We start from the raw sequence: 6,549 nt of genomic DNA, 5'->3' as shown, positions 1-6,549 counted from the left end.
TTCGTTTGCTGAGAAGTTACTCGAATATACGTACAATAGCTTAACGATCTACAAACAGTCCAATGGAATCAAGTAAATATGCAAATCAAAACGGTACACGACTATCAGGCGCCGGCTGATCTACTGGCGAACAAAACGATATTGGTCACAGGTGCAGGTGAAGGTATTGGTCGCCAGGCCGCATTAAGTTTTGCCCAACATGGGGCGACTGTCATTCTACTAGGCCGCACCACCGCCAAGCTTGAAGCTGTCTATGACGAAATTGAAGCCGCCGGTTATGCGCAGGCCGCGATTGTGCCGCTCGATTTGAAAGGAGCTACCGCACAGCACTATAAAGACATGGCGTCTACCATCGAACAGCAGTTTGGCCATCTCGACGGCGTGTTGCACAACGCAGGTATTCTTTCGATTCTGTCACCCTTTACTCATATTGACGAAAACGATTGGAATGACGCGCTGCAAATCAATGTCACCGGCCCAATGCTAATGACTCAGGCGTTAATGCCGGTATTAGAAAAAGCACCATTTGCGTCAGTGGTATTTACGTCATCGGGTGTAGGTCGTAAAGGTCGCGCTTATTGGGGCAGCTATGCGGTATCAAAGTTTGCGACTGAAGGCTTAGCACAGGTGATAGCGGATGAATATGAAACCACATCGGTACGCACCAACGTCATAAATCCCGGAGCGACCCGTACAAAGATGCGCTCTAAAGCGTATCCGGCTGAAGATCCAAAAACGTTAAAGACAGCGTTAGATATTATGCCAACTTATTTGTATCTCATGGGCGATGATAGTAAAAATGAGAATAATCTGTGCTTTGACGCACAGTAATGCAACCTGAGGTTAGTATGATTGCTTCGATAGCCAAGAAATCAATGTTGCCCTTCGCCTTTGTTACTACGACCGTTTTCGCGCAGTCTAATGCGCCGGAGCCGCCCAAAGTTGAAGTCGTCACATCGATTGAATCGCAACAATGGATAGGCATCAGCCCGATAAGTCGCAACACGATTTGGGTATCCGGAGTCGATGGCCGTGTCGCCCGTTCAACTGATGCGGGCTTCAGTTGGGACTACTCACAACCGGGCCCCGGCGATTTGCAGTTTCGTGATATTGAAGCCATCGACGACCGACGTGCTTACGCGCTCAGCATCGGTGACAATGGTCAGTCGCGTATCTACTTCACGGAAAATGGTGGTGCCGATTGGCGCCTACGTTATGGTGCCGCTAACGATACATTTTTAAACTGCATGGCTATTTCACCGCAGGGCGAAGCTTGGGTTACCGGGGACAGCGTAGGAGATGAATGGCGGATGGTACGCAGTCCAAGTGGCCGCAACTGGATCAAAACCAACAGCGCAGTGAGCGCAAAACCGCAAAGTAACGAGGGTGGCTTTGCCTCAAGCGGCAGTTGTGTGCGTTATCACAACGATACTTGGATGATCGGGACGGGCAATGCCGATGTGGCAAGAGTGCTCATTAAAGCCCGTTTTGGTATTCGTTTTGATGTTATCGAGACGCCGATGCAATCAGGACCTGGCGCTGGCATTTTTGCAGTATATCCCGAAAGTAAAGATAACTTTTATATCGCTGGTGGGCATCTGCAAGCAGAGCAAAATGACCAGCCTCGCTTGTGGCATTATCAGTCAGGAAAGTTTACTGCTTTACCAGAGCCGCCGTTAGACGGGACGTTATACAGCCTTGATAAGGTCGACCATAACGGAGAGTGGTTACTCACATCAAACCCCTCGGGCGCTGCCGCATTTCATCTACAAAGTAAAACATGGCATAAACTCAGCGATGCCAACATTTGGAACATCCAGTGTCACGGTGATGCCGCATGTTGGCTCGCGGGTAAAGAAGGCTACATTGCTAAACTGGTGTGGAAGCCAGCGCAAGCCCCCCCGACAAATGTTGTACCTTAGTAAAACCTAATCGCGTAAGCGCATCGGCCATCACGCCGCTGCGCTGACCTGAGCGGCAAACACACACTAAAGGCGACGATTTTAGCTGCGGATGCTCATGAATAAACTGAATCGCTTCGGTGAGTGGAACATTAACGACGCTCGCGTGCGCCGGTAAGTCATCGACAACGTGCTCTTGCCGTTCACGTACATCAATAATCGTGATGTCATCTCGTTCCCATAACGCTTGGGTATCCTCTACTATACTCGCCGCACCGCTTTGCATTGACTTTGCTAACACCAATTGATGCTCGCCATCTTTGCGCGGACACACCAAAGTCGTATCGCTAATACAATGCTGAATATCACGGATAGCTTGATGTGCACCTAAGAACGCAAAATCAACACGCAAACTCTCAGCGGCTTTGACGGGCTCACTCAGTAAAAATGTCGGCAATTCATCACCGAGTTTAAATAAACGTCGTTGACCGACCGACAAGCAACCCTGAACACCGCAGTCACACTCCGCCGGCACCGCGTCGCATCCTGCAATGGCATGTTCAGGCCAACCCCACATATCGGTGTTCGGCTCAGCACCGATCAACATCGCCCGGAGCATCGATGCCGCTTGTTGAACATCGCTATCATCAGAGCTAACCAATACACCTTGTACATCATAGTTCTGACACCGTACAAGGTTTTCTAACCGGCCCGCTAAGGCGGGATGCGGATCAATAATAGCCACTTCTCGGGCTTCCCGATCAATCAATACATAACAACAATGATCGTCATACTTCAATTGAACCACACCGTCCAATTGCGCATCGTGATCATTATTGGTATCTGCCACGATCAAACAAGACTGTTGAAGCGCTTGAGCAACCAATTGAATACGCTCACACGCCTTATCAACGGTTGCTTGAGTTGTCGCTGGGCCAAATGACATGCGAATCGCAGATTCACTCTGCCAATCACTTAACCCCATCGCATCTAACACAAAACTGCGCGTCACTTTCGAGCTACACGCGGAGCCAGAACTTACTCGGATATGACTGGCATCCAAGACATCCATAATATCTTTAGATGACACACCTTTTACCGAAAAATTAAGGGTTGTCGGTACCGACACCGAAAAGTCATGGTTAAATACAATACTCGGAAAAGCACGTCGCAAAGCACGCGCTAATTGCTCTCGATAGTGCTCCAGCGTTGTCGGATCAACAAACGTGGTTTGCGTCGGGTCCAGCATCAATTCAAACAGTGCATGAAGCGCCGCGATACCAGGCAAGTTTTCGGTACCCGAGCGATAACCTGACTCCTGACCACCACCGATAATAAGCGGTGTAAACGGCGCACTTTCGCGCACCGCCATGAAACCGATACCTTTAGGGCCATACAGTTTATGTCCGCTAAATGGCGCATAGTCTATCGAGATATCGTCGAGCGCAAGGGGTAACTTACCGAGCGCCTGTACGCAATCGACCATCCAAGGAACTTCGGGCGCATGAGTTCGAATAGTCTGCTCAAGTGCGCTCAGATCCTGCTTTACACCGGTTTCATTATTAGCCGCCATGGTGCATATCATTGCAGCCTGTCCAACATGTTCCGCAATAAATTCATGGTCAAGAATACCCTGCTCATTCACAGGTATCGCTTTCAGCTCGGCATTAAGACCGAGCAACTGGTTCCAATGTTGCAGCGCCTGCGGCACGGCTTTATGTTCGGTAGCGCCATACAGGAGGTAACTACGTGGCGATTGTGGGTTATCGACAGCCGCTCGAATCGCCGATACGACGGCCGTTTGAATACCCTCTGTTGCACCACTCGTAAAAATCAGTTTACCAGAAGATGCGCCGACGACACGACGGGCAAGCTGACGAGTTGTATCGAGGATATAGCGCGCTTTGAGGCCGGTCACATGGCTGCTGCTGGGGTTGCCAAATATCGTCTCCATCGTATGCGACACCGCATCCGCAATTTGCGGAAGTACAGGAGTGGTGGCATTGCAATCGAGATAAATTTCTTTACTGTCGCTATTTAGTGCAAACGGTTTCACTGAGAGCCCTCCTTCGAAACAACAAGGGCGCTTGCCGCGCCCCTAATCACATAATGTTATAACGATATAACTGTTGAGGGTCAACGAATTTCGTTTTCTTTCCATTGCGCTTCTTTACGCATACGATCTTTTCGCTTATCGCACGGTTCGTCACAGTCGCAGGCTTTCTCCATCCCGAGTGCGCCGATACCACCACAACTTCCCGAAATGGACTTCTTCTGCATGATATAACCGACTGCCATTGCCAATACGACAACCACAAATAGAACAAATACAAGTAAAAATGTTTGCATGAGTACTCCTTCTCAGTCCTTAATGCGTTTTTTGCAGCAAAGGCTCAAACTGTGGACTGACAAACTCCTGAAAACCGTCATCGGTTTTAAATACGAGCATCACCGCCAGCTTATGTTGCTGAGCAAACGCTTTGGCGCGCTCGGGTCCCATGACCATAAGTGCGGTCGCATAGGCGTCTGCAGACATACAATCATCAGCATAAACGCTCACTGAAACCAGTTTATGTTGAATCGGCTCGCCAGTTCTTGGGTCAATAATATGCGAGTACCGACGTCCATCTTCAACATAAAAATTTCGGTAGTCACCGGAGGTAGCTAACGCGCCCTCTTTAAATGAGACAACTTCTTGCACCGCACGTTCCGTAGAAACCGGTTTTTCTATTGCGAGGCGCCAAGGCTCATTATCAGACTTACCACCCGAAGCGACGATTTCGCCACCGATTTCAACCAGATACTGACTGATCCCAAGGTCTTCTAGCAAACTCGCGACCCTATCAACTCCGTAGCCTTTGGCAATAGTCGATAAGTCGACATAAACCTTAGGATGCGACTTACTCAACTGATGGTTCTCAATCGCGAGTTTTTTATAGCCCACATAAGCTTCGATTTGTTCCAGCTGTGCCGCTGTTGGCGTTTGCTCGGGACGATTCTGCGGACCGAACCCCCACAGGTTCACCAAAGGTCCGACAGTTACATCAAGCACTCCACCCGTTTCATCGGCAATCTCAATGGCGCGAGAAACGACTTTTTCCAGCGCGCGAGAAATCACAACAGGGTCAGTCGACTGGTGCTGGTTAAATAGCGACAACTCTGATGTATGATCATAAGTCGACATCTGAGCATTGACCTGCTCCAACACCGTATCCACACGACGCTGAATCTCTTCTTTACCATAGCGAGGATCCTTACTAAACACAGTAATGTGATAGCTGGTTCCCATGGTCGCGCCCTGCATTTTGATAACACGCGGCGCATCAGAGCAAGAAACCAAAAAGGCTAGCCCCAAAAGGGCTAGCCACAGTTTGCTTGCTAATGCATGTTTCACTGTAGAAACGTTCATTAATTAGCCACCGAAATCATCCAACATAATGTTTTCATCTTCGACGCCCAACTCTTTGAGCATGTTGATGACCGCAGCGTTCATCACTGGTGGACCACACATGTAGAATTCACAGTCTTCTGGCGCATCATGATCTTTCAGATAGCGCTCATATAGAACGTTGTGGATAAAGCCTGTGTCGCCATCCCAATCGTCCTCAGGCTGCGGATCCGACAATGCAACGTGCCATTCGAAGTTGTCATTTTCTTCTTGTAGCATGTCAAAGTCTTCGGTGTAGAACATCTCACGTTTAGAACGTGCACCGTACCAGAACGAGATCTTACGATCGGTGTTCAAGCGACGCAGTTGGTCAAAGATATGCGAACGCATCGGCGCCATACCTGCACCACCACCAACGAAAACCATTTCCGCTTCAGTTTCTTTCGCAAAGAACTCACCAAACGGTCCTGAAATTGTCACTTTATCACCTGGCTTCAAGCTAAAGATGTATGAAGACATCTTACCTGCTGGCAAGCTCAAATCGTTCGGTGGCGGTGTTGCGCAACGTACGTTCAGCATGATGATACCCTTCTCGTCAGGGTAGTTCGCCATGGAGTATGCACGTACCACTTCTTCGTCGACTTTAGACTCAACATCTAAGAAGCCAAAGCGTTCCCAATCGCCACGGTATTCTGGACCGATATCAAAGTCTTTATACTTCACGTGGTGCGGCGGGCATTCGATTTGAATATAACCACCGGCACGGAACGGTACTTCTTCGCCTTCTGGCAACTGTACAACGAACTCTTTAATAAAGGTCGCCACGTTATCATTTGATTTAACAACACAGTCCCATTTACGAATACCAAAGACTTCTTCTGGCAATTCAATTTTCATGTCTTGCTTAACATTGACTTGGCAAGACAAGCGCACGCCTTCACGCGCTTCTTTCTTAGTAATGTGGTCGAGCTCGGTCGGTAGAATATCGCCACCGCCGTCTTTAATGGTTACGCGACACTGGCCACATGAACCACCACCACCACACGCAGACGAAACGAAGATGCCAGCATTGGCGAGTGCGCCCAACAATTTAGTGCCAGGCTGGGTCACGATTTTCTTGTCTTCGTCGTCGTTAATCAGGATTTCCACATCACCCTGAGGTACCAATTTTGATTTCGCAAACATAATAATCGCGACCAAAATTAGTACGATGATGGTGAACATCGCTACACTGAGTGAAATCAGTTGAATATCCATCGA

The 6,549-nt window shown here is 48.8% G+C and carries 6 protein-coding genes; 2 read left to right on the top strand and 4 right to left on the bottom strand.

Features of this window, described 5'->3' with window-relative positions; genetic code table 11:
• Positions 1–78: 78 nt before the first annotated feature.
• Positions 79–831, top strand: coding sequence for a YciK family oxidoreductase (locus tag OS145_RS04780; protein ID WP_006955088.1), 753 nt, complete (start codon positions 79–81; stop codon positions 829–831).
• Complete coding sequence (locus OS145_RS04775) at positions 831–1,922, top strand: WD40/YVTN/BNR-like repeat-containing protein (RefSeq protein ID WP_242603650.1); 1,092 nt, start codon at positions 831–833, stop codon at positions 1,920–1,922. Before OS145_RS04780 ends, OS145_RS04775 begins: the two co-directional genes overlap by 1 nt.
• Here the strand turns inward: OS145_RS04775 and OS145_RS04770 are convergent.
• The 4 genes from OS145_RS04770 to nqrF all read right to left on the bottom strand — a co-directional run bounded on the left by OS145_RS04770 (position 1,870) and on the right by nqrF (position 6,540).
• Positions 1,870–3,957 carry an aminotransferase class V-fold PLP-dependent enzyme gene (locus tag OS145_RS04770; protein WP_006955085.1) on the bottom strand — a complete coding sequence of 696 codons (2,088 nt, stop codon included), beginning with the start codon at positions 3,955–3,957 and terminating at the stop codon, positions 1,870–1,872. The genes OS145_RS04775 and OS145_RS04770 overlap by 53 nt on opposite strands.
• A gap of 80 nt (positions 3,958–4,037) precedes the next feature.
• A complete protein-coding gene (gene nqrM / locus OS145_RS04765) occupies positions 4,038–4,250 on the bottom strand; it encodes a (Na+)-NQR maturation NqrM (RefSeq protein ID WP_006955084.1) in 213 nt (70 codons plus the stop codon).
• Positions 4,251–4,269: 19 nt separating this feature from the next.
• Positions 4,270–5,310: an FAD:protein FMN transferase gene (locus tag OS145_RS04760; protein ID WP_006955083.1), complete on the bottom strand. Its 1,041-nt coding sequence runs from the start codon at positions 5,308–5,310 to the stop codon at positions 4,270–4,272.
• Between the two features lie 3 nt (positions 5,311–5,313).
• Positions 5,314–6,540, bottom strand: a complete 1,227-nt coding sequence (gene nqrF / locus OS145_RS04755; protein WP_083773242.1) for an NADH:ubiquinone reductase (Na(+)-transporting) subunit F — start codon at positions 6,538–6,540, stop codon at positions 5,314–5,316.
• Positions 6,541–6,549 lie beyond the last annotated feature (9 nt).

The organism is Idiomarina baltica OS145 (assembly GCF_000152885.1).
GTDB classification, from domain to species: Bacteria; Pseudomonadota; Gammaproteobacteria; order Enterobacterales; family Alteromonadaceae; genus Idiomarina; species Idiomarina baltica.
This window is presented reverse-complemented; position numbering and strand designations above follow the sequence as displayed.